The 20,863-nt window shown below is 61.9% G+C and carries 21 protein-coding genes; 12 read left to right on the forward strand and 9 right to left on the reverse strand.

The genetic code is table 11. From position 1 onward, the window contains the following. Window positions 1-201 precede the first annotated feature (201 nt). From C8K18_RS10725 to C8K18_RS10740, 4 genes are all read left to right on the forward strand, one after another. A complete protein-coding gene (locus C8K18_RS10725) occupies window positions 202-483 on the forward strand; it encodes a hypothetical protein (RefSeq protein WP_029965846.1) in 282 nt (93 codons plus the stop codon). 125 nt (window positions 484-608) lie between these two features. Then, on the forward strand, window positions 609-881 hold the full coding sequence (gene infA / locus C8K18_RS10730) for a translation initiation factor IF-1 (RefSeq protein WP_006046712.1): 273 nt from the start codon (window positions 609-611) through the stop codon (window positions 879-881). Between the two features lie 468 nt (window positions 882-1,349). Then, window positions 1,350-1,925 (forward strand): ANTAR domain-containing response regulator, encoded by a 576-nt coding sequence (locus C8K18_RS10735; protein WP_107707444.1) that lies wholly within the window; start codon window positions 1,350-1,352, stop codon window positions 1,923-1,925. A 3-nt stretch (window positions 1,926-1,928) separates the two neighbouring features. After that, window positions 1,929-3,224, forward strand: a complete 1,296-nt coding sequence (locus tag C8K18_RS10740; RefSeq protein ID WP_107707445.1) for a CmpA/NrtA family ABC transporter substrate-binding protein — start codon at window positions 1,929-1,931, stop codon at window positions 3,222-3,224. A gap of 47 nt (window positions 3,225-3,271) precedes the next feature. Here C8K18_RS10740 and C8K18_RS10745 read toward each other — a convergent pair whose 3' ends face one another. Both C8K18_RS10745 and C8K18_RS10750 read right to left on the reverse strand, forming a co-directional pair. Continuing rightward, the gene (locus C8K18_RS10745) at window positions 3,272-4,696 is read right to left on the reverse strand and encodes a sensor histidine kinase (RefSeq protein WP_107707446.1); all 1,425 of its coding nucleotides are present in this window, start codon (window positions 4,694-4,696) and stop codon (window positions 3,272-3,274) included. After that, window positions 4,693-5,388: a response regulator gene (locus tag C8K18_RS10750; RefSeq protein WP_375135808.1), complete on the reverse strand. Its 696-nt coding sequence runs from the start codon at window positions 5,386-5,388 to the stop codon at window positions 4,693-4,695. The genes C8K18_RS10745 and C8K18_RS10750 overlap by 4 nt, the downstream gene beginning before the upstream one ends. 115 nt (window positions 5,389-5,503) lie before the next feature. On the opposite strand from C8K18_RS10750, the gene C8K18_RS10755 reads away from it, so the two are divergent. The 4 genes from C8K18_RS10755 to C8K18_RS10770 all read left to right on the forward strand — a co-directional run bounded on the left by C8K18_RS10755 (window position 5,504) and on the right by C8K18_RS10770 (window position 10,684). Then, on the forward strand, window positions 5,504-6,592 hold the full coding sequence (locus C8K18_RS10755) for an ABC transporter substrate-binding protein (protein WP_006046707.1): 1,089 nt from the start codon (window positions 5,504-5,506) through the stop codon (window positions 6,590-6,592). A gap of 112 nt (window positions 6,593-6,704) precedes the next feature. Further along, window positions 6,705-8,474, forward strand: coding sequence for an iron ABC transporter permease (locus C8K18_RS10760; RefSeq protein ID WP_053859265.1), 1,770 nt, complete (start codon window positions 6,705-6,707; stop codon window positions 8,472-8,474). Then, complete coding sequence (locus C8K18_RS10765) at window positions 8,467-9,534, forward strand: ABC transporter ATP-binding protein (RefSeq protein ID WP_006046705.1); 1,068 nt, start codon at window positions 8,467-8,469, stop codon at window positions 9,532-9,534. Before C8K18_RS10760 ends, C8K18_RS10765 begins: the two co-directional genes overlap by 8 nt. A gap of 46 nt (window positions 9,535-9,580) precedes the next feature. After that, window positions 9,581-10,684 (forward strand): porin, encoded by a 1,104-nt coding sequence (locus C8K18_RS10770; RefSeq protein ID WP_161966591.1) that lies wholly within the window; start codon window positions 9,581-9,583, stop codon window positions 10,682-10,684. Between the two features lie 205 nt (window positions 10,685-10,889). Here the strand turns inward: C8K18_RS10770 and C8K18_RS10775 are convergent, their stop codons facing one another. The 6 genes from C8K18_RS10775 to C8K18_RS10800 form a co-directional block, all read right to left on the reverse strand. Then, entirely contained in the window at window positions 10,890-11,834 is a 945-nt protein-coding gene (locus C8K18_RS10775; protein WP_107707447.1) for a copper resistance D family protein, read from the reverse strand. Continuing rightward, window positions 11,834-12,208, reverse strand: coding sequence for a copper homeostasis periplasmic binding protein CopC (gene copC / locus C8K18_RS10780; protein ID WP_107707448.1), 375 nt, complete (start codon window positions 12,206-12,208; stop codon window positions 11,834-11,836). Before copC ends, C8K18_RS10775 begins: the two co-directional genes overlap by 1 nt. A gap of 64 nt (window positions 12,209-12,272) precedes the next feature. Next, window positions 12,273-12,632, reverse strand: coding sequence for a copper-binding protein (locus tag C8K18_RS10785; protein ID WP_053859267.1), 360 nt, complete (start codon window positions 12,630-12,632; stop codon window positions 12,273-12,275). A 66-nt stretch (window positions 12,633-12,698) separates the two neighbouring features. Beyond that, window positions 12,699-14,000 (reverse strand): copper oxidase, encoded by a 1,302-nt coding sequence (locus tag C8K18_RS10790; protein WP_181324848.1) that lies wholly within the window; start codon window positions 13,998-14,000, stop codon window positions 12,699-12,701. Further along, the gene (locus tag C8K18_RS10795) at window positions 13,997-15,412 is read right to left on the reverse strand and encodes a TolC family protein (RefSeq protein WP_107707450.1); all 1,416 of its coding nucleotides are present in this window, start codon (window positions 15,410-15,412) and stop codon (window positions 13,997-13,999) included. The genes C8K18_RS10790 and C8K18_RS10795 overlap by 4 nt, the downstream gene beginning before the upstream one ends. Beyond that, window positions 15,409-15,711, reverse strand: a complete 303-nt coding sequence (locus tag C8K18_RS10800) for a hypothetical protein (RefSeq protein WP_107707451.1) — start codon at window positions 15,709-15,711, stop codon at window positions 15,409-15,411. Before C8K18_RS10800 ends, C8K18_RS10795 begins: the two co-directional genes overlap by 4 nt. 264 nt (window positions 15,712-15,975) lie before the next feature. On the opposite strand from C8K18_RS10800, the gene C8K18_RS33275 reads away from it, so the two are divergent. The 4 genes from C8K18_RS33275 to C8K18_RS10820 all read left to right on the forward strand — a co-directional run bounded on the left by C8K18_RS33275 (window position 15,976) and on the right by C8K18_RS10820 (window position 19,723). Further along, window positions 15,976-16,200, forward strand: a complete 225-nt coding sequence (locus tag C8K18_RS33275) for a hypothetical protein (protein ID WP_157140563.1) — start codon at window positions 15,976-15,978, stop codon at window positions 16,198-16,200. Between the two features lie 233 nt (window positions 16,201-16,433). Next, window positions 16,434-17,105 carry a heavy metal response regulator transcription factor gene (locus C8K18_RS10810; protein ID WP_006046695.1) on the forward strand — a complete coding sequence of 224 codons (672 nt, stop codon included), beginning with the start codon at window positions 16,434-16,436 and terminating at the stop codon, window positions 17,103-17,105. Further along, the gene (locus tag C8K18_RS10815) at window positions 17,102-18,502 is read left to right on the forward strand and encodes a heavy metal sensor histidine kinase (RefSeq protein ID WP_107707453.1); all 1,401 of its coding nucleotides are present in this window, start codon (window positions 17,102-17,104) and stop codon (window positions 18,500-18,502) included. Before C8K18_RS10810 ends, C8K18_RS10815 begins: the two co-directional genes overlap by 4 nt. 33 nt (window positions 18,503-18,535) lie before the next feature. Further along, the gene (locus C8K18_RS10820) at window positions 18,536-19,723 is read left to right on the forward strand and encodes a permease (RefSeq protein WP_107707454.1); all 1,188 of its coding nucleotides are present in this window, start codon (window positions 18,536-18,538) and stop codon (window positions 19,721-19,723) included. A 70-nt stretch (window positions 19,724-19,793) separates the two neighbouring features. Here the strand turns inward: C8K18_RS10820 and rhaS are convergent, their stop codons facing one another. Continuing rightward, a complete protein-coding gene (gene rhaS, locus C8K18_RS10825; RefSeq protein ID WP_006046692.1) occupies window positions 19,794-20,801 on the reverse strand; it encodes a rhamnose ABC transporter substrate-binding protein in 1,008 nt (335 codons plus the stop codon). Between the last annotated feature and the right edge of the window lie 62 nt (window positions 20,802-20,863).

Genomic DNA, 20,863 nt, shown 5'->3' on the forward strand with positions numbered 1-20,863 from the left:
CCGCCTGGTGTCCGCGCGACATCAGCGTGTTTCTTCTCCATCGAATCCGCGAATTTACGCGGCGCGCTCAAGCCCTCGCTATCGGGCCTGCGCTAACTTTTTCAATGGCGGCGCGCCTTTCCGGTGCTGCGCTGCCCGGCCTGCGGTGCCGCGCGTAACACGCGTGACATGCCGGCCACGTATTACAGGACATCTATGCTAATGAACTCGGCAGTCAAGACGTACAAAGGTTATGAGATTCACCCGCTCGTCTATCCGCGCCGCCCCACCGACGGCCAGACGAGCCGCAATCCGGACGCGGGCTACGACGCGTCGGTGCGCATTTGCCGCGTGGGCGCGAATCCGGCCGCCGAGGGCCGCGTGTTCCGCCTGCAGTATCTGTTTCCGTTTGACGGCACGGGCAAGGCGCGCATCGCGTGCATGGCTCACGCCGAGCAACTGATCGACGGCCGCGTGGACGGCCAGTCGGTCGCCGATCTTTGAGCGGTCACGGCGGCGCATAAGCCGTTGCCGCACGGCGGGCCTGCCGCCCGCTTGCAACCGTATCTGATGCAGTGCCGCCCGCAAGGCGTCGCGCAAACCCTTATCCCATCGACCAGGAGTTATGCATGGCGAAAGAAGAACTGCTTGAACTTGACGGTATCGTCGACGAAGTACTTCCGGACAGCCGTTACCGCGTGACGCTCGACAACGGCGTCGTGGTTGGCGCTTACGCGTCCGGACGCATGCGCAAGAACCACATTCGTATTCTCGCGGGCGACCGCGTGACGCTGGAACTGTCGGTCTACGACCTGACCAAAGGCCGGATCAACTTCCGTCACAAAGACGAGCGTGCAGGCGGCGGCGCCGCGCGCAGCAATTCGCAATTCCGTCGCCGTTAAGGCGAGCGGCACGCGCCGGCGGTTTTTGCGCGTGCCTGCGTGGGCCTCTGCCTTGCGGCCCTGAAGTAACGTTGTACGCGAAGCCATTGGCGCGCCTTCTCGAGTTCGGCCCGGTTCGAACCTGAGCGGCGCGCAGCGGCGGCGCTTTTTAGGCTTTTTTAACGGCGCGTTTTTCGCCGCGTTTTTAGCCGATCTCTTGTCGCGACGCTCGTCGCGATGTCTTCCGAGTTGTTGCCTGCTGCCTCGCGATTCTTGTCGCGGGTTCTGTTCGTCTCGCCTTCTTAAGAATTCTCAAGAATCGCCCACTGTGCGCCGCTTCGGTGCATCCGCGACGCATGCCCTTTCCCGGTGCGCCACTCGTCACGAAAAAGCTCGGCCTCAGTGCGTAATCCCTTTGTACACAAGGCTCCGCGGCCACTGGCATCCAAGTTGCTTTACCGATGTTCAGCCGTCGATTGCCACTACCCCATGCTGCGTGTCCTCCTCGTCACCGATACCGATAAGCCGATAAGCGACCTACGTGACGCGCTCGCCAGGCTCGGTTACGAGATGCTGGCCAGCACCGCGACGCCGCACGCGCTGCACAGCGCGGTTCAGGGCGAGCGGCCGGACGTCATCATTATCGATACCGATTCGCCCTCGCGCGACACGCTCGAACAGCTCGCGGTGATGAACGCGACCGCGCCGCGTCCGGTGCTGATGTTCAGCCACGACTCGAACCAGCAGTTGATCCGCGATGCCGTCGGCGCGGGTGTGACCGCGTATCTCGTCGAAGGGCTCGAAACCGAGCGGCTCGCGCCGATTCTCGAAGTCGCGCTCGCGCGCTTCGCACAGGAATCGCAACTGCGCGAACGCCTCGCCCAGGTCGAGAACGAACTCGCGGAGCGCAAGCTGATCGACCGCGCCAAACGCCTGCTGATGGATCAGCAGAAAATCACCGAGCACGCCGCCTACGCCACGCTGCGCAAACGCGCGATGAACCAGGGCGTGAAGCTCGCCGAGGTCGCGCGCGCGGTCGTCGCGGCGGCTGAATCGCACAAGTGAAGCATGCCCATGAACTCCGTTAGCTCACTCGTATCTTCGTCGGCTTCGTCGTCGGCTTCGTCGTCGGCTTCGTCGTCGGCTTCGTCGTCGGCATCGCCTGCTTCGTCGTCGGCATCGTCGCTCGCTTCGTCGTCTGCTTCGCCTGCTTCGTCGCTCGCTTCGTCGTCGGCTTCGTCGTCCACATCCGGCCAGCTCGAGAAAACGCACCTTCGCCTCGGCTTCGTCGCGCTGTCCGACGCCGCCCCGCTCGTCGCCGCGAAGCTGCTCGAATTTGGCCACGCGCACGGACTCACGCTCGAACTGTCGCGCCAGCCGTCATGGGCCGCCGTGCGCGACAAGCTGCTGTCCGGCGATCTCGACGCGGCGCATACGCTGTACGGCCTCGTCTATGGCGTGCAACTCGGCCTGGGCGGTCCGCAAACGGACATGGCCGTGCTGATGGTGCTCAACCGCAACGGCCAGGCGGTGACCTTGTCGAACCGTCTCGCCGATGCGCTCGCCGCGCACGGCACGTTGCCGAAGGCGCTCGCCGCGCTCGGCCGCAAGCCGGTGTTCGCACAGACCTTCCCGACCGGCACGCACGCGATGTGGCTGCATTACTGGCTCGCCGCGCAAGGCGTGCATCCGCTGCGCGACGTGGAAAGCGTGGTGATTCCGCCGCCGCAGATGGTCGCCGCGCTTGCCGAAGACGGGCTCGACGGCCTGTGCGTGGGCGAGCCGTGGAATGCGATGGCCGAAGCGCAAGGCGTCGGCAGAACGGTCGCTTATACGAGCGAAGTGTGGCCCGACCATCCCGAGAAAGTGCTCGCGTGCCGGCGCGATTTCGTCGACCAGAATCCGAACACGGCGCGCGCGCTCGTGCGGACGATGCTCGAAGCGTGCCGCTGGCTCGACGGCCCCGGACATCGCCACGAGATCGCGCGCTGGCTCGCGCGGCCGGAATTTATCGGCATCGACGAAGCATTGATCGCCGCACGTTTCGGCGACGCGATTCCTGAGTCAGTGCCGCACGGTTTGCCGGTGCGTTTCTTCGACGATGGCGCGGTGAACTATCCGCAGCCATTCGAGGGCGCCTGGTTTCTGACGCAATTCGAGCGCTGGGGAATGATCGACGCACGCGCCGATTACGCGCAAATCGCCGAGCGCATCAATCAGACGCAGTTGTATCGCGAGGCGGCCGCGCAGGTGAAAGTCGCGGTGCCGGCGCAAGAAACCACGCAACGGTTCATGGACGGCGCCACATGGAATAGCACGACGCCGGCCACGGGTTTCGCACGCAGTTTTCCGATTCACAGATAACGCATCGATAACCCACGGGCAACGCAGCGATAACGCACGAGCCCGCCTCACGCCGCCCCTTGCACAAGCGCAGGAAACCACACGCTCACCACCAGCCCGCCGCCGCGCGCATCGCCCAACTCGACGCGCGCGCCATGAACCCGCGCGATCTCGCGCACAATCGACAACCCCAACCCGCTGCCCTCCACCGCCTGCGTCGCCTCGCTGCGGTAGAAGCGCTCGAATACCGCATCGCGTTCGCTCGCGGCAATGCCCGGCCCGTTGTCGATCACCTGAAGCAAGGGCTCGCCGTGCTCGCACGCGACCCGCACGGTAATGACCGAGCCATCGCCCGAATAACGGATCGCGTTGTCGATCAGATTGCCCACGAGTTCCGCGAGCAGATCGGATTGCCCCGTCACGTCGACGCGCGTCTCCTGCTCGAAGCCGAGGTCGATGCCGCGCGAGCGCGCCACCGGCGACCAGTCCAGCGTCACGCTGCGCGCGACCTTGTGCAGCGGCACCGCGGCATGCCTGACCGTGTAGCCGCTGTCCGCATCGAGCCGCGACAGCGACAGCAACTGCTGCACGATACGCACGGCCTGCTGCACCGCGCGGTTCAGCCGCCGCAAATGGACGCCGTGACGCCTCGGGCCAGCACTGTTCGCATCGACGCCATCGAGCCCGCGCTGCGCCAGTTCGGACTCCGCCTGAATCACCGCGAGCGGCGTTTTCAACTGATGCGCGGCGTCGTTGAAAAAGCGCCGCCGCGATAACTGCATCTTCTGCGTGCGGCCGATGTACTGATTGATCGAATCGACGAGCGGCGCGACCTCGCTCGGCAAGCCGACGGTATCGAGCGGCGTGGGATCGTCGTCGGCGCGCGCCGCGACTTTCGCCGACAGACGATTGAGCGGCCGCAAGCCGCGCGCGACACCGAGCCACACGATGCCGAGCGCGAGCATCACCAGCAAGCCTTCCTGTTGCAGCGAGCCGGTGAGGATCTCGCGCGCCAGCGCCTGGCGCGCCTCGATCGTTTCGCCGACTCTCACCAGCACCACGCGCGTTTGCGCACTCGGCACGTCGTGCACCGGCAGCCGCAGCATCGCGATGCGCAGCGGCCGGCCGCGGAATACGTCGTCATAAAACTGCACGCTGTACGGCTCGGCCGGCACCTTCTTCGTCTCCGGCAGATCGGGATAACCGGTCACCACGCGGCCATGTTCCTCGCGAATCTGATAGTAGATGTTGCCGCCGCCATTCGATTCGAACATCTCGAGCGCGAGATAAGGCAAGTCGACTTCGATGCGTCCTTCGCGCAGACGCACGCCGTCGCGAATCGAGCGCAACGAAAATTCGAGCGTGCGATCGAATGCCGCATGTGCCGCGTTCATTGCGCGTTGATAGGTGAGCCAGGCATCCAGCGCGAGCAGCAATAACAGCGGCACCAGCAGCCATAGCGCGACCCGCACGCGCAGATTCGGCCGCGTCATGGCGTCCTGGCTTCGAGCAGATAGCCGAGCCCGCGCAGCGTGACGATGCCGACCGAACTGCGCTCGAGCTTCTTGCGCAAACGGCACACGTAGATTTCGATCGCATCGGCATTCACCGATTCGTCGAGCCCGAAAATTTTCTCCGACAGCGTTTCCTTGTTGATCGCGCGGCCGTTGCGCAGGATCAATACTTCGAGTACCGAACGTTCGCGCGGCGTGAGCGCGAGCGGTTCGCCGTCGAGCGTGAAGCCGCGATCGACGCTGTCGTAAACCAGCGTGCCGCATTGCGCGACCGATGCCTCCTGACCATGACCGCGGCGCAGCAGCGCACGCGCGCGCGCTTCGAGTTCGGTGAGCGCGAAAGGCTTCGCGAGATAGTCGTCGGCGCCGAGATCGAGGCCGCGCACGCGCTCTTCCACCGAACCATGCGCGGTCAAGATGAGCACCGGCACGGCATTGCGCCGCGCGCGCAAACGGCGCAGCACTTCGAGCCCGTCGAGCTTCGGCAAACCGATGTCGAGGATCACGAGTGCATAGTCCTGTGTGCGCAATACGTGATCGGCAGATTCGCCGTCATGCATGCAGTCGACAGTGAGTTTGGCATTGGTCAGCGCGTCGGTTAACGAGCGGGAAAGAATTGGATTGTCTTCGACAAGCAGCACACGCATGAACAGAATCCCAGGGAAATCCATGAGGCGAATTCGTCCATTGTGACGCATTTCCCTCGCAAATTGAAAGCGTTCAGAAAGCGCGCGTCTCTTACCATTCGCCTTCACAAAATCAACATGATGTTTTCTGGAGGAAGACGTGCATATCTCTTTAAAGCTTCTCGCCGCCGCTGCCGCATTCGCCGCACATTCGACGTGGGCAGCGTTCCCAGCCGGCTATCCGGGCGATTATCAGGCCACTGTCGACGCAGCGAAAAAAGAAGGAAAGCTGATCGTCTACTCGGTCACGGACACCGCGCTCGTGCGTCCGCTGATCAAAGACTTCGAAAGCCTGTACGGCGTGAAAGTCGAGTACAACGACATGAACAGCACCGAGCTGTACAACCGCTACATCAGCGAAAACGCGGCGAGCAGCACGAGCGCCGACGTGCTGTGGAGCTCGGCCATGGACCTGCAGGTGAAGCTCGTCAACGACGGCCTGATGGCGACTTACGAATCGCCCGAGGCGAAGCAGTTGCCGCAATGGGCGCAGTACCAGAAGCAGGCGTACGGCACGACCTATGAACCGCTCGCGATCGTCTACAACAAGCGCCTCTTGTCCGCGGGCGAAGTGCCGCAGACGCGCGCGGACCTCATCAAGCTGCTGCAATCGAAGCCCGATCAGTTCAAAGGCAAGGTCACGACGTACGACATCGAGAAGTCCGGCGTCGGCTTTAACTATCTGACGCAGGACGCGCGCGTGAACCCGCAGGTCACGTGGGATCTCGTCAAGGCAATGGGCGCGACCGGCCCGAAACTGCAATCGAGCACGGGCGCGATGATGGAGCGCATTTCGTCGGGCGAGAACCTGATCGGCTACAACATTCTCGGCTCGTATGCGCTCACCAAGGCCAAGAAAGATCCCTCCATCGGCTATGTCTATCCGAAGGACTACACGCTGGTGGTGAGCCGCCTCGTCACCATTTCGAAGAAGGCGAAAAGCCCGAACGCCGCGAAGCTGTGGGTCGACTATCTGCTGTCGCAGCGCGGCCAGACCCTGCTCGCGAACCAGGCGAGTTTGTTCTCGATTCGCTCCGACGTGGAAGGCGAAACGTCGATGGCCGGCCTCACGAAGCAGCTCGGCGATTCGTTAAAGCCGATTCCTATCGGCGCGGGCCTGCTGGTTTATCTCGATCAGTCGAAGCGCCTCGAATTCCTCAAGCAATGGCAACAGTCGATCAAGCGCTAAACCCTCGCGCCTGACACAGAGGCGCACACGTTCGCGCCGCCACGCGCGAACGTCTCTGCTTTTTCGTTGAACACCTGCCGATATGCGGCTTTTGCGCCGCAGGGGGACACTCATGCTTTTTACTAGCGCAACCGGGCCTCGCGACGCCGCGCCGCTCGCGGCTGACGACGGCCCCATCGGCGCGTTGCCGCGCGGCCGTCTGCAACCGTTGGCGGGGATGCTGCGCTGGCTCGTCGTCGCCGTGCTGACGGTCGCCGTGGCGCTGCCGCTCGGCTTCATCCTGTTTCAGAGCGTGCTCAATGCGCCTTTCTTCGACGCCAACCGCACGCTCGGCCTCACCGGCTTCGAGTTTATCTTCAGTGATCCTGATTTCTGGTCCGCGCTGAAGAACTCGTTCGTGATCGCGAGCGGCATGCTGTTCATTTCGATTCCGCTCGGCGGCATTCTCGCGTTCCTGATGGTTCGCACCGACCTGCCCGGCCGCCGGTGGCTCGAGCCGTTGCTGCTCACGCCTGTCTTCGTTTCGCCGATGGTGCTCGCGTTCGGCTACGTCGTCGCGGCCGGCCCGGTCGGCTTCTATTCGGTCTGGTGGAAAACGCTGTTCGGCAGCGCCGAAGCGCCGTGGACCGTCTACTCGATTCTTGCAATCACGGTGATCGTCGGCCTCACGCATGTGCCGCACGTGTATCTGTATTCGTCGGCGGCGCTGCGAAATCTCGGCTCGGACGTCGAAGAAGCCGCGCGCGTCGCGGGCGCGCGCCCGTTTCGCGTCGCACTCGACGTGAGCCTGCCGATGACCTTGCCCGCCCTGCTCTTCGCAGGCGTGCTGGTGTTCTTCCTCGGCTTCGAAGTGTTCGGCCTGCCGCTCGTGCTCGGCGATCCCGAAGGCCACCTCGTGCTCGCCACTTATCTGTACAAGCTCACCAACAAGCTCGGCGTGCCGTCGTATCACCTGATGGCCGCGGTCGCGGTGTGCATTGTCGCGATTACGTTTCCGCTCGTGCTGCTGCAACGCAGCCTCCTCAAGCGCGCGAACCGCTTCGTCACCGTGAAAGGCAAGGCCGGACGTCAGACCGTGCTGCCGCTTGGCGCATGGCGTTGGGTCGCGCTCGCGATCGTCGCGCTGTGGCTCTTGTTGACCGTGTTCGTGCCGATCTCGGGCATCACGCTGCGCGCGTTCGTCACGAACTGGGGCGAAGGCGTGAATCTCGCCGACGTGCTCACGCTCGCCAACTTCACCGAACTGTTCGAACAGGACAACCTGGTTCGCGCGATCCTCAACACGCTCGGCATCGGCATATTCGGCGGCGCGCTCGCGGTGGGCTTCTATTCGCTCGTGGCGTTCGCCGGTCATCGCCGCAACGACTGGGCGACGCGCCTGCTCGATTACCTCGTGCTGCTGCCGCGCGCCGTGCCCGGTCTGCTCGCCGGCCTCGCGTTCCTGTGGATCTTTCTCTTCGTGCCGGGCGTGAAAGAGCTGAAGAACTCGATGTGGAGCATCTGGATCGCGTACACGGTCGTCTGGCTCGCGTACGGCATGCGCCTGATTCAAAGCGCGCTGCTGCAAGTCGGCCCCGAACTCGAGGAAGCGGGACGCAGCGTCGGCGGCACGCGTGCGCGCGTGAGCCTCGACGTCACGCTGCCGCTCGTGCGCTTCGGCCTGCTCGCCGCATGGCTACTGATCTTCATGATCTTCGAGCGCGAATATTCGACCGCCGTCTATCTGCTGTCGCCCGGCACCGAAGTGATCGGCGCGCTGCTCGTGTCGCTGTGGGCGACCGGCGCGGTCGATCAGGTCGCGGCGCTTTCTGTCATCAACATCGCGATGGTCGGCGCCGGGCTCGGCGTGGCCCTGCGCTTCGGAGTGAAACTTCATGGATAAGCTCTCGGTCGACAACCTCTTTCTGAGCTATGGCGACAACCCGATTCTGAAGGGCGTGTCGTTCGAACTGAATCCGGGCGAAGTGGTGTGCCTGCTCGGCGCGTCAGGCAGCGGCAAGACGACGCTGCTGCGCGCGGTCGCCGGTCTCGAGCAGCCTTCGTCGGGGCGCATCGAACTCGACGGCAAAGTGTTCTTCGACGGCGCCACGCACGCCGATCTGCCGGTCGAGCAGCGCTCGCTCGGTCTCGTGTTTCAGTCGTATGCGCTGTGGCCGCACCGCACCGTCGCGGAAAACGTCGGCTATGGATTGAAGCTGCGGCGCGTGTCGGCGGCCGAGCAGAAAAAGCGCGTGCAAGGCGCGCTCGATCAACTCGGTCTCGGTCATCTGGCCGCGCGCTATCCGTATCAACTTTCCGGCGGCCAGCAGCAGCGCGTCGCGATTGCGCGCGCGCTCGTCTACAACCCGCCCGTCATTCTGCTCGACGAGCCGCTGTCGAATCTCGACGCCAAACTGCGCGAGGAAGCGCGCGCCTGGCTGCGCGAACTGATCGTGTCGCTCGGTCTCTCGGCGCTTTGCGTGACGCACGATCAGACCGAAGCGATGGCGATGTCCGACCGCATCCTGCTGCTGCGCAATGGCCGCATCGAACAGGAAGGCACGCCCGCGGAACTGTATGGCGAGCCGCGTTCGCTTTACACCGCGGAATTCATGGGCAGCAACAACCGTATCGACGCGCGCGTGGCCGCGATCGACGGCGAGCGCGTGACCTTGGCCGGCGACGGCTGGCAATTGCAGGCGCAAGCGCGCGAAGCGCTGACGGCCGGCCAGCAGGTGCAGGCGGTGATTCGCCTCGAGCGCGTGCAGGTCGCCGACGGTCCGGGCGCGAATCGCCTCGAAGCGGACCTGATCACGTCGATGTATCTCGGCGACCGCTGGGAGTACCTGTTTCATTGCGGCGAGCTGCGTCTGCGCGCATTCGGCAACGTGCCGCGCGCGGCCGGGCGCCACTGGATCGAATTCCCCGCGAACGATTGCTGGGCGTTCGCCCACGCGAGCTGACGCACTCACCCACCGAAGTAAAAAAACCAGCTACAGGAGACTGTCGATGAAGTTGAGCATCAAAAGAACGACCTTCGGCGCGAGCCGCGCAGGCCTCGCCTATTTCGCAGGCTTTGCGGGACTCGCCGCATTCGCGACCGGCGCGCACGCGCAATCGAGCGTGACGTTGTACGGCATCGTCGATGCGGGCGTCGAATACGTGAATCATGCGAGCGCGGACGGCGGCGCAACGCGTCTCGTGTCGGGCGGCAAGAACACGTCGCGCTGGGGTCTGCGCGGCGTCGAGGATCTCGGCGGTGGATTGAAGGCCGTGTTCCAGTTGGAAAGCGGCATCAACATCGCGAATGGCCAGTTCGACGACGGCCCCGGCGCGATCTTCGACCGGCGCGCGACCATCGGCCTGAAGAACCGCTTCGGCCAAATCACGCTCGGCCGCAACTTCACGACCACTTACGACTACATGCTGCAGTTCGACCCGATGGGTTATGCGCCGAACTACTCGTGGGCGACCTCATCCACGGCAACGGGCGGCCGCAAGGACGGACTGTTCTCGCGCTCGGCCAACGCCGTGCGCTACGACGGCACTTTCGCCGGCTTTAAATTCGGCGCGATGTACGGCTTCGGCAATGTGCCCGGCAGCATGAAGTCGAGCTCGAAATACGACTTCGGCCTCGGCTACGAGAACGGCCCGTTCGCCGCCGTGGTCACCTTCGACCGTCAGAACGGCGCGAACGACAGCGTCACGCCCGCGGACACCACCAACTACATTCAGGGCATTCATGCCGGCTTGAGTTACGACTTCGGCCCGGTCAAGGCAATGGCCGGCTATCGCAACTATCGGCGCACCTTCCACACGGCCACGCCGACGCTGCGCAGCGACATGTACTGGATCGGCGGTCAATACGAAGTGACGCCGTTCTTCTCGCTGTTCGGCGCTGTTTATCATCAGGACATCAAGAACGCGAGCGACGCCGACCCGACGCTCTTTTCGCTGCGCGGCCAGTACGCGTTGTCGAAGCGCACGGTGCTGTATCTCGCGGGTGGGTATGCGATGGCGAAGCATGGCAACGCCGTCAGCCTGTCGCGCGATCTGACCGGCGCGGCGGATACGCAAGCGGGTGTGACGGCGGGTATTCAACATCGGTTTTGAGTGGCCGAGTTTAGTTCGCGTGTGACATGCGACGCGAATACATGACGCTCCGCCGCGATCAGCGCATCGTGGCGGAGCAAAAAAAGGCCCGACGCGCGGCCGAGCCTGTAAAAGATGGAAGCGCCAGTGCACGGCGATCATTCGACAAGACGTGAAGCCACCACTCAGACACCACCATCTGCGTGGACTGGTAAAAAGTTGTCCGTCAGGAAGAAGTCCCCGGTAAAGGACTCGAAACGAAAACCGCGGCGACAATAAGCACACCGGCCAGCACGACCGACTCAATCTGAAGTACTCGCGCAAAGCGCCTCAATGCAACGCGCGACTGCATCGCATGCGAGCCCTTCAATGACATGAGTACTTTCGGCATTTCAACGATCCGGTTATGTCCTCCAAGCGCCGCTGCAATCAGCACAAGCGCGAGCTTCAGCACAAGAACCTGCCCGTAAGTCGACGTCCAGAGATTGACGGGACTGTTCACGCCGCGCCAACCGTTGTACGTGCCCGTGATAGCCAGCATCGCGAGCGCAACAGTGGCTGCGTTTGAAAGCGATTGCACGAATGCCGCGCTATTGGGCGCGTCGTCTTCCGGGGCCTTGCCTAACCGCGGCACCACGATACTGGCCGCCACGAGCACGAGGCCGACCCATACGCTGATAGCGAGCACGTGTACCCAGTCGGCCCATACCGGCCGCGAAAAGGTACCGGCATCGACCGGATGTCCCGTATTGCTTCTCGCGAGGGCCGCGCCCGCAGTGGCGAGTGCAATGACGACTGCGTATGGCCCGCGCTTATGCACGTTCGCCAGCAGAAGCACAAGAACGACGAGCAGTAGAACGCAGTTCACGAGCCAGGCATGACCGAATCCGGTCTCCTTCAGCATCGATACCACTGCCGGCCCCGCTTCAAACAAAGACGATTCACTCATCAGCGCGCAGTGAGCCCAGAATGCCGCGAAGCTCGAAAGCAATACAACTAACGCCGAAATCCTCATGGTCATCAGGAGTCGCCGACTGACGCCCGACTGCCATCGCGACGCGCGTCGCGACAACCACATGTCACTGAGCATCGCTCCAATAAGCACGGCAAAGCTCACGTTTTGCAGCGCTACCGATATCAGCCGGACAACGCCGAGGAAGCCTTCGTTCATCACTTCACCGCGAATGTGTAGATGCCTTTGGTCTTGTGCGCGTCATGCGTCATCACAGCCCATTGCACGGTGTACGCACCCGAAGCGAGCTTCGGGATCGCGACGGCCAGTACGCGCGGATTGGCTGTGTCGACGGTTGCTTTTTCTTTAGTAACGGGCGCGCCGCTCGCATCGGCGACCTTGATCGTGCTGAACGAAGACTCGAGGTCCTCGTTGAACGTCAGCCTGAGTAAATCGGGCGATACATCGACTGTGCTGCCCGCCGCCGGCGTCGCCGTTTCCAGCTTGCCGTGCGCAAACGCGAGCGCGGATGAAAGCATGAGTGCAGTGGTTGCGACCGCACCAAAGAACGTTTTTCGCATGTTGGTATTCATGATGTTGCCTCCCGGAATTTAACCAGGGCGCCGTGCGTGCGTCATGGGCGGCGCCCATTGCATGTCACTGCTTTTGCAGGCTCGTCACGGTCAGTGAGCCATCGACTTCTTCGGCGACGAAATCGATCTTGTCGCCGACCTTCACCTGAGACAACATCGCCGGGTCTTTAACCTTGAAAACCATCGTCATGGCTTCCATGCCAAGGTTCTCCAGGGGACCGTGCTTGATGGTGAGTTTGCCCGCGGCGGTATCCACCTTTTTAACTTCGCCATGCGACATGCTTTTGTTCGCGTCCGCGTTCACGTCCGCGCTTTGCTGTGCGCCACTCGCCATGTTCATGCTTCCCATATCGGCGGCTGCATAAGCGGTCGCGGAAACCGAAACAGCACAACACATTGCAATGAAAGCCACTACGTTCTTCATACGTTCCCTCAACAGTCAAAGTGATAAAAAATCCGGCCGAGTCCAATCATCCGGCTTCGGGCTAATTCAGCTTTCCGGCATTTCGCCGGTGTACTCGTACGCGACGGTGCCCTTCGGGTGTTTGAACCAGCCGGGGTCGTGATAATCGTTGCGGCCGAGACCGTCGCGCACTTTCACGACGCTGAACATGCCGCCCATTTCCAGCCGGCCGAATGGGCCTGTACCTGTCATCATCGGCAGCGTGTTGTCCGGCAGCGGCATTTCCATATTGCCCATCGCGCCGCCCGTCGCGCCCATCGCCATGTAGTCCGGCACCAGCTTGTTGATGCGCTTCGCGAGATCTTTTTGCGGTACGCCGATCAGGTTGGGAACCTGATGCCCCATTGCATTCATCGTGTGATGCGACTTGTGGCAATGAAACGCCCAATCGCCGGGCCGGTTAGCGGTGAACTCGATCGCGCGCATCTGACCGACCGCGACGTCGGCGGTGACTTCGGGCCAACGCGCGGACGGAGGAATCCATCCGCCATCGGTTCCTGCCACCTCGAAGCTGTATCCGTGAAGATGGATCGGATGATTGGTCATCGTCAGATTGCCGAAGCGAATGCGCACCCGGTCGCCGGTGCGAACGGGCAATGGATCGATGCCCGGAAACACGCGCGCATTCCACGTCCACATGTTGAAGTCCGTCATTTCGTTCACGCGTGGCGTGAAGCTCCCCGGGTCGATGTCGTAGGCCGACATCAGGAACACGAAGTCGCGGTCGACCGGCATGACGCCGCGATCCTTCGGATGAACGATGAACGTGCCCATCATGCCCATCGCCATCTGCACCATCTCGTCGGCATGCGGGTGATACATGAATGTGCCGTGTTTCTCGAGCTGAAACTCGTAGACGAACGTCTTGCCAGGCGGAATATGCGGTTGCGTCAGACCGCCGACGCCGTCCATTCCGCACGGCAGCAGCATCCCGTGCCAGTGAACGGTCGTGTGTTCCGGCAGCTTGTTGGTCACGAAGATGCGGACCTTGTCGCCTTCCACGGCCTCGATGGTCGGGCCAGGCGCCTGGCCGTTGTAGCCCCACAGATTTGCCTTCATGCCCGGCGCCATTTCGCGCACGACCGGCTCGGCGATCAGATGAAACTCCTTCCATCCGTTCTTCATGCGCCACGGCAGCGTCCAGCCATTGAGTGTGGCAACGGGCGTATAAGGCCGGCCATTGGGCGGGACGAGCGGCGGCTGCGTGGCGGTTTTTTGCATCGTTGGCGCTTCCGGAAGCGAAGCCGCGCCCGCCTTGCTGACCAGCGCTGCACCGAGCAGCGCGGCGCCTGAGCCGCCAAGAAAATTTCGACGTGACACCATGTTCATTTACCTTCTGAATTCGTCGGCGACGCCGGTTGAGCTGCGGACATCGCGGCAAGCGGCGGAAGACGGCCACCAAGCGACTGCTGAAGATCCGTCTCGGCAACCCAGTAGTCTTTGAGCGCATCGATATATCCGTTGACGGCCGCCACCTGATCGCGCGAATCGGCGAGCAGCTCGAACACGCTCGCGAGCATGCCGTTGTAGCGCAGCAGCATTTCGTCAGAGATGGTCTTGCGCACGGGCACGACTTCATCGCGGTAATGCTTCGCGACGTCATAGCTCGTGACGTAAGCGGAATACGACTCGCGTACTTCGGAGCGTGCATCGATTGCCGTCTGTGCAAGCCGGTTAGCCGATTGCATGTAGATGGCTTCGGCGCGCGCGGTCTTTGCACTGCCCCAGTCGAAGAGCGGAATCTCGACGCTGATTTCGTAGCCGCGCTCATGTCCCTTGTCGGTCTCGAAGTTGTTGAGATAACCGACATCGAGTGCATTGATGAAGCGCGTTGCTTTCGTCAGTCCCAGAGAACTCGCGACGCTTTCGGTTCTCAGCTTCGCGGCCTGAATGTCCAGCCGATTTCGCATCGCAAAGCTCTCGAGATCGTCGAGTTGAGGCTTTTCCTTTGGCAGTTCCGGCAGACGGTCGGGTAGTTCGAATTGCGTTCCCGAACCCCATAAGCCGATCGCGCGCGTGAGCTTCTCGCGCGCCATGACTGATTGCTGCCGGGCCTTTGCGAGTTGCGCGACGGACTCGGCATAAAACGCCTGCTCGCGCGCGTAGTCGAGTCTGCTGAAGTTGCCCGCCTGGCGCATGCGCAGCGCGAGTTCCGCGCCGGCTTCGGCCGAGTCCTTGACCTGCTCCGCGTAGAGCGCAGCCTGTTGCGCAGCCACCGCGTTCACATAAGCCTTGCGGGCGTCGGCGGCCACGGCAAGCATCGCATTGGCCGTCTCGAGCTTCGTCTGCTCGAACCGCCTGCCTTCGACGCGTGTCGCCAAAGGCAGCGTAAGCAGACCGAGCACGCCCATCGAGAAAGTACGGCTAATGCCGAATCCATCGCTCCAGTGCGTTCTGCTGAAGGTGAAGCCCGGATTCGGCAGACGGCCCGCCTGCACGAGGTCGGCCTCCGAGACGCCCAGTTCTCCGTAAGCCGCCTGAAGTCCGCGGTTGTTCAGCAACGCGAGCTGGACGGCGTCGTCCATGCCGAGCGGCTTTGACAGCAGTTCCCGCGTGCGCTTGAAAACGGCTTCGCGGTCCTCGTCGGTCTTCACATAGACCGCGTCCTTGCCGAGCCGCTGCGATGCAGTCGTCGATACGGCGCCGAAGCCGCCGTCGTTTGAAAACGTTGTGCAGCCGGTGAGCAGAATCGCCGCGACGGCGATGCACGCGACGCGGGTCTGCGCGAGGTGACGCATCATTTGGAGTCGTCTCCATGTCCGGAGCCGCTTTCGTCGGCCGATGCGGCATTCGCGTGCTGCCCGTGTTTCGCGTGTTTCGCACCAGTCGCTGCCCGGCTCGGTGCGACTTCGCGATTGAGCTGTTGCCAGCTCGGCGCTTCTCCATCGTGCCAGGGCTTGTAACCGTCGAATGCCGACGACGTTGCAGGCGGCGGCACCGACGCTCCCGCATCGGCCGGGTCCGGCAAGGTCGTCGCGGCGTGCGCGAGCAGCGGCAACGCCGCGGCCGCGCCAAGCAGCGCCACAGAAATTTTTCGCATGAGTTGTTCTCGTCGTGAATCATCCGGAGGCCGGTTGCCGGTCTCCAGGAACATGCCCGTTGCAGCGAACGGCTGCGAGGGCGCGGACTAGACGGGAATCGAGCGGGGAGGTCGTTCAATGCCGCCCGTCAGGAACGACACGACGGGCGCGGAAGAATACGGGGACAAGAAGAAGTGAGCGGTTTCAGCCGTGGGCGGCAGGATCGGCACGAACAGCATGACTGCACCGGAACAGCACGATGCGCAGGTTGCGCACGCGTGCCCTTGATGACCATCGTGGTGATGATCGCCGCTTGCGTGAAGATGCTCTGCACCGGACATGGCTGCATGATGCTCGCCGCCTTCCGGCGCAACATGCGCACTATGATGATGCGCCTGGCCGACGCCACATTTCATCGCGACGGCCGCGAACGACTGAGCCGGAAGGCTCAGTGCAAGCAGAACGACGATGAAGAGTTTGCGCCAGTAGTACATGGGGCCGGAGTCTAGCACGCGAGTTTGGGCGGTTGTAAGCTGAAACGTGTCAACGCGTAACGGCACGGCCGACGCTCAGGACCAAAGCTTACTGCGGGCCTTCTGACGCCGCGATGGCCACGAGATGACTGATTTTTCATGCTCGCGAAGATGAAAAAAATGTCATGCTCCCGTCATCTCACGACTGCCGAGCCATGTCTAAGCTGACCACACTCCCCTCCTTCCGCGAAAAGATGAACCGTTGACCGATGCGCATACTCATTATCGAAGACGAGCCGAAGATGGCCGCCTATCTCAGGAAGGGATTGGTTGAGGCCAGCTTTACGGTGGACACTGCCGACAACGGCGTCAACGGTCTGTTCCTCGCGTTGCACGAGGAATTCGATCTGATCGTACTCGACGTGATGCTTCCCGGAATAGACGGCTTCGAGTTGCTTCGGCGGCTGCGTAAGGAGAAGCAGACGCCGGTTCTTCTGCTGACCGCGCGCGATACGGTCGCGGACAAAGTCGAAGGTCTCGAGTTGGGCGCGGACGATTATCTGTCCAAGCCTTTCGCCTACGCCGAGTTCCTCGCCCGAATCCGTTCGCTGCTGCGGCGGGCGCCGCGCGCGGTCAAGGACGTGCTGCGCATCGCCGACATGGAAGTGGACTTCATCAAGCGACGGGTGAAGCGCGGCGATCTGCGCATCGACCTGACAGCGCAGGAGTTCTCGCTATTGCAGTTGCTCGCTGAAAGGCAGGGCGAAGTACTGACGCGCACCTTCATCACGTCGCAGATCTGGGACATGAATTTCGACAGCGATACCAACGTGGTCGATGCCGCCGTCAAACGCCTGCGTGCAAAAATCGACAACTCGTTCGAGACGAAGCTGTTGCACACCGTCCGTGGAATGGGCTACGTACTCGAGGACCGTTCGTGACCGCGAGGACGGTTCCCTATTCGCTTCTCAAGCGATTGACCGCTGCATTCGCGGTAGCGGCGCTTATCGTATTTGCGCTCATGGGTGCATTCCTTTATCGCTCGCTATCGCAGGAATTGCAGCGGCGCGACGACATTGAGATTATCGGCAAGCTCGCGCAGTTTCAGCAGCTCGTGCGCGATGCCGGATCGATCGACGCCGTTAAAGCGGCGCCCGCAATTTTCCATGAAGTGCTGCTGTCCCATCCCGGCGTCTATCTCGGCATTTTCGACGCGCAGAATCGCGTGCTGGTAGAGCACGTTGGCCAGGAACATCTTGATCTTGCGGCTGCGTTTTCCGGCAAGCATGCCGCCGGCAGTCCGTTCACCTGCGAGATCGCGTCAATAGGTTCATCGCGATGCATCTTCTCCGCGGCAACGCTGCCGTCGCATGAAACCGTGCGTGTGGTGCTGGCGCGCGCCGCATCGGACCGGCAATCGCTTCTCAAGAGTTATCGCGTCGACGTGCTGATTGCCGTCGCGCTCGGCGCCGCGCTCGTCGGCACGGTCGGCTATGCCGTTACGCGGCGAGGACTGTCGCCGGTTAAAAGCATCGGCCGTCAGACTTCGCGCATCGAAGCTCACAACCTGAGCGAGCGGCTCGATATACACGGCGGACCCGTCGAGCTTCAGGCTATTGCGCTATCGGTCAATCGGATGCTCGACCGGCTGGAACGCGCATTCGTGCGTCTGTCGCAGTTCTCATCCGACCTCGCACACGACATGCGAACACCGCTCGCCAATGTCATCAGCTCGTCGCAGGTCACGCTGTCTCGCACGAGAACCATCGACGAATACGAAGCACTGATCGACTCGAATATCGAAGAGTGCGAGCGGCTTCAGCGGATGATCGAGAACATGCTGTTTCTCGCGCGCAATGAAAACGCGCAGCAGCTTATTCACGTGGTCAAGCTGGACGCGACGAGCGAATTGAGTAGGCTCGCATCGTATTTTCAGGGCCTCGCGGAAGAAGCCGGCGTGAATCTCGCCGTGAATGGAAATGCACAATTATCCGCGGATGCGACGCTGTTCCGACGCGCTGTCAGCAACCTGATGTCCAACGCACTCGACCATGCTTTTGCGGGCTCTTGCGTCGAGTTGCGCTCGTTCGAATCGCCGAAGTACTCGGTCGTCGAAGTAACCAACCGGGGGCATGCGATTGCGCCCGAACACGTCGAGCGGATTTTCGAACGTTTCTATCGCGTCGACGCGTCGCGGCACCGTTCGGCGCGAAACGCGGGTCTCGGCCTTGCTATCGTCAAATCGATCATGGAATTGCATCGTGGCAAAGTCGAGGTCGCGAGCAATGACGAGCGCACCACTTTCACGTTGTACTTTCCGCGTCCGGTCGACGTATAGCCAGTTCAGAAGTTTTCCACGCAGGAGGTTGCGATGCAGATAGTTACTGCTCTCGGTCACGCGCTATGGATGGCTTTCACCATGCTGTGGCAGATCTTCTGGGGCCTCAGTCTCGGCTTTCTCTTCTCTGCCGTGATTGAAGTCATCGTCTCGAAGTCGGAGATGTCGAAGCTTCTGCCCGATTCATCGGCCAAAACGCTGACCGTCTCCGCGCTGTTAGGCGCCGCGTCGTCCTCATGTTCTTATGCGGCAGTCGCGATGGCCCGCTCTATTGTGCGCAAGGGCGGCGACTTTACCGCCGCAATGGCGTTCCAGTTCGCCGCAACCAATCTGGTGCTTGAACTCGGCGTTTTGATGTGGGTGCTCATTTCGTGGCAATTCGCCGCGGCTGAGTTTATCGGCGGCCCGATCATGATCGTCGTTATGGTGCTCTTCTTCCGTTTCTTTCTCAAAGACTCGCTCAAGCGCGACGCGATCGAGCAGGCGGACAAAGGTATTGCCGGCAGTATGGAAGGCCATGCGGCGATGTCGATGAGCGAACAGCAAGGCACCTGGAAAGAACGCCTGTCGTCCAGAGAGGGATGGATAGCGATCAGTCACAGCTATGCGATGAACTGGGCGATGTTGTGGCGCGACATCGGCGTTGGCTTACTCGTCGCGGGAGCTTTGGGCGCATGGGTGCCCGACAGCTTCTGGCAGAAGTTCTTCCTCGTCAGCCATCCAACGGCCGCGATGATTTGGGGCGCGTTTGTCGGGCCACTCATTGCCGTCGCGTCGTTCACGTGTTCCGTAGGCAATGTGCCGCTTGCAGCAGTACTTTGGAATGGAGGCATCAGTTTCGGCGGCGTCGCGTCTTTCATTTTTGGCGATCTCATCATCCTGCCCATTCTGAATATCTACAGAAAGTACTATGGCGGGCGAATGACCGCTTTTCTCGCCGTGACGTTCTACCTTGCGATGGTGTCGGCGGCACTCGTTGTCGAAGCTCTGTTCCAGGCGCTAGGCTGGGTTCCGCACGAGCGGCATACGGCTGTCGTGGATGCAGCGATTACCTTCAACTATACGACCGTACTGAATATCGTCTTTGGGATTGTGGCTGTCATTTTGACGGTGATCTTTTTTAAAACCGGCGGGCCAGAGATGATGCGCATGATGGAGGGCGGTGAGCACCATCATGCGGACCATTACGGCCATCAGCACCATCACGGTCGCTCGGAATGACCTTCAGAGAGCGCCCAGCGGGGCGTTCTCTGCTCTGATTCACGAATCTATCGCGTCGTGCTCGACCGCTCTAGAAATTGAAGTTGTCGATATTGCCGGCATCGAATGTAGTCGGCGGTCCGAGAATGATCTCGCCTTGCGGGCCGATGGTGCGCTTGCCGAGTTTGCCCGCATCGAAAGACTCGCCCTCCTTGCCGCTGATCGTGCCCGACGCGAGCGCCGCGGCCGCATAGCCGGCGAGGTAACCCAACTGGTTCGGGTCCCACAACTGGAATGCCTTCACCGTGCCGTTCTTCACGAACGCGCGCATCTGGTTCGGCGTGCCGAGCCCTGTCACCGCCACCTTGCCCTTGCTCGACGACGACGAGATATAACGAGCCGCCGCAGCGATGCCCACCGTGGTCGGCGCGACGATCGCCTTCAGGTTCGGATACGCCTGCAACAAACCCTGTGTCTCGACGAACGACTTCTGGTCGTCGTCGTTGCCGTACGCGATCTTGACGAGCTTGATCTTCGAATACTCGGGCTTCTTCAGTTCCTCCTGCATCCACTTGATCCACGTATTCTGATTGGTCGCATTCGGCGTGGCCGACAGCACCGCGAATTCGCCCTCACCGCCTATCAGCTTCGACACGAGTTGAATCTGGCCGCGGCCGATGCCTTCCGCGTTCGCCTGATTGACGAACAATTGACGACCTTCAGGCGCCGTGTCTGAATCGAACGTGACGACTTTGATGCCTTGCGACATCGCCTTCTTCAGATACGGGACGACCGCGTTTGCGTCGTTGGCGGCGATCACAATCGCGTCCTGACGCTGCGTGATCAGCGTATTGATGTATTGCACCTGCGACGACGCGCCCGCATCCGACGGACCCACCACCTTGCCCACGCCGCCGAACTCCTTGATCGCGGCGAGGCCGCCGTCGTCGGCGATCACTTCATACGGGTTGTTGATCTGCTTCGGCAGAAACGCTATTTTCAGGCCGCTTTTCAGGCCCGCAGCGGGCGCCGCGCAACTGATCGCGAGCAACGCGACGCACAGCGCGGCCGCGCCGGTGTGACGAAGAGGTTTGAACATGAAGTGTCTCCTGCTTGTTGTTGGACGTGGTGATGTCCGGGTTTGGTGGTCAAGCAATGGTC

Origin of the sequence: Paraburkholderia sp. GV068, assembly GCF_003058125.1 — a bacterium.
Lineage (GTDB): Bacteria > Pseudomonadota > Gammaproteobacteria > Burkholderiales > Burkholderiaceae > Paraburkholderia > Paraburkholderia graminis.

Bases quoted from the DNA above. Each gene is read 5' to 3' on its own strand.
- C8K18_RS10750 (WP_375135808.1), bottom strand. From the start codon at position 5,388: ATGGATTTCCCTGGGATTCTGTTCATGCGTGTGCTGCTTGTCGAAGAC.
- infA (WP_006046712.1), top strand. From the start codon at position 609: ATGGCGAAAGAAGAACTGCTTGAACTTGACGGTATCGTCGACGAAGTA.
- C8K18_RS10725 (WP_029965846.1), top strand. From the start codon at position 202: ATGAACTCGGCAGTCAAGACGTACAAAGGTTATGAGATTCACCCGCTC.
- C8K18_RS10765 (WP_006046705.1), top strand. From the start codon at position 8,467: ATGGATAAGCTCTCGGTCGACAACCTCTTTCTGAGCTATGGCGACAAC.
- C8K18_RS10810 (WP_006046695.1), top strand. From the start codon at position 16,434: ATGCGCATACTCATTATCGAAGACGAGCCGAAGATGGCCGCCTATCTC.
- C8K18_RS10785 (WP_053859267.1), bottom strand. From the start codon at position 12,632: ATGAAGAACGTAGTGGCTTTCATTGCAATGTGTTGTGCTGTTTCGGTT.
- rhaS (WP_006046692.1), bottom strand. From the start codon at position 20,801: ATGTTCAAACCTCTTCGTCACACCGGCGCGGCCGCGCTGTGCGTCGCG.
- C8K18_RS10770 (WP_161966591.1), top strand. From the start codon at position 9,581: ATGAAGTTGAGCATCAAAAGAACGACCTTCGGCGCGAGCCGCGCAGGC.
- C8K18_RS10795 (WP_107707450.1), bottom strand. From the start codon at position 15,412: ATGATGCGTCACCTCGCGCAGACCCGCGTCGCGTGCATCGCCGTCGCG.
- C8K18_RS10800 (WP_107707451.1), bottom strand. From the start codon at position 15,711: ATGCGAAAAATTTCTGTGGCGCTGCTTGGCGCGGCCGCGGCGTTGCCG.
- C8K18_RS10820 (WP_107707454.1), top strand. From the start codon at position 18,536: ATGCAGATAGTTACTGCTCTCGGTCACGCGCTATGGATGGCTTTCACC.
- C8K18_RS10745 (WP_107707446.1), bottom strand. From the start codon at position 4,696: ATGACGCGGCCGAATCTGCGCGTGCGGGTCGCGCTATGGCTGCTGGTG.
- C8K18_RS10760 (WP_053859265.1), top strand. From the start codon at position 6,705: ATGCTTTTTACTAGCGCAACCGGGCCTCGCGACGCCGCGCCGCTCGCG.
- copC (WP_107707448.1), bottom strand. From the start codon at position 12,208: ATGAATACCAACATGCGAAAAACGTTCTTTGGTGCGGTCGCAACCACT.
- C8K18_RS10790 (WP_181324848.1), bottom strand. From the start codon at position 14,000: ATGAACATGGTGTCACGTCGAAATTTTCTTGGCGGCTCAGGCGCCGCG.
- C8K18_RS10740 (WP_107707445.1), top strand. From the start codon at position 1,929: ATGCCCATGAACTCCGTTAGCTCACTCGTATCTTCGTCGGCTTCGTCG.
- C8K18_RS10735 (WP_107707444.1), top strand. From the start codon at position 1,350: ATGCTGCGTGTCCTCCTCGTCACCGATACCGATAAGCCGATAAGCGAC.
- C8K18_RS10775 (WP_107707447.1), bottom strand. From the start codon at position 11,834: ATGAACGAAGGCTTCCTCGGCGTTGTCCGGCTGATATCGGTAGCGCTG.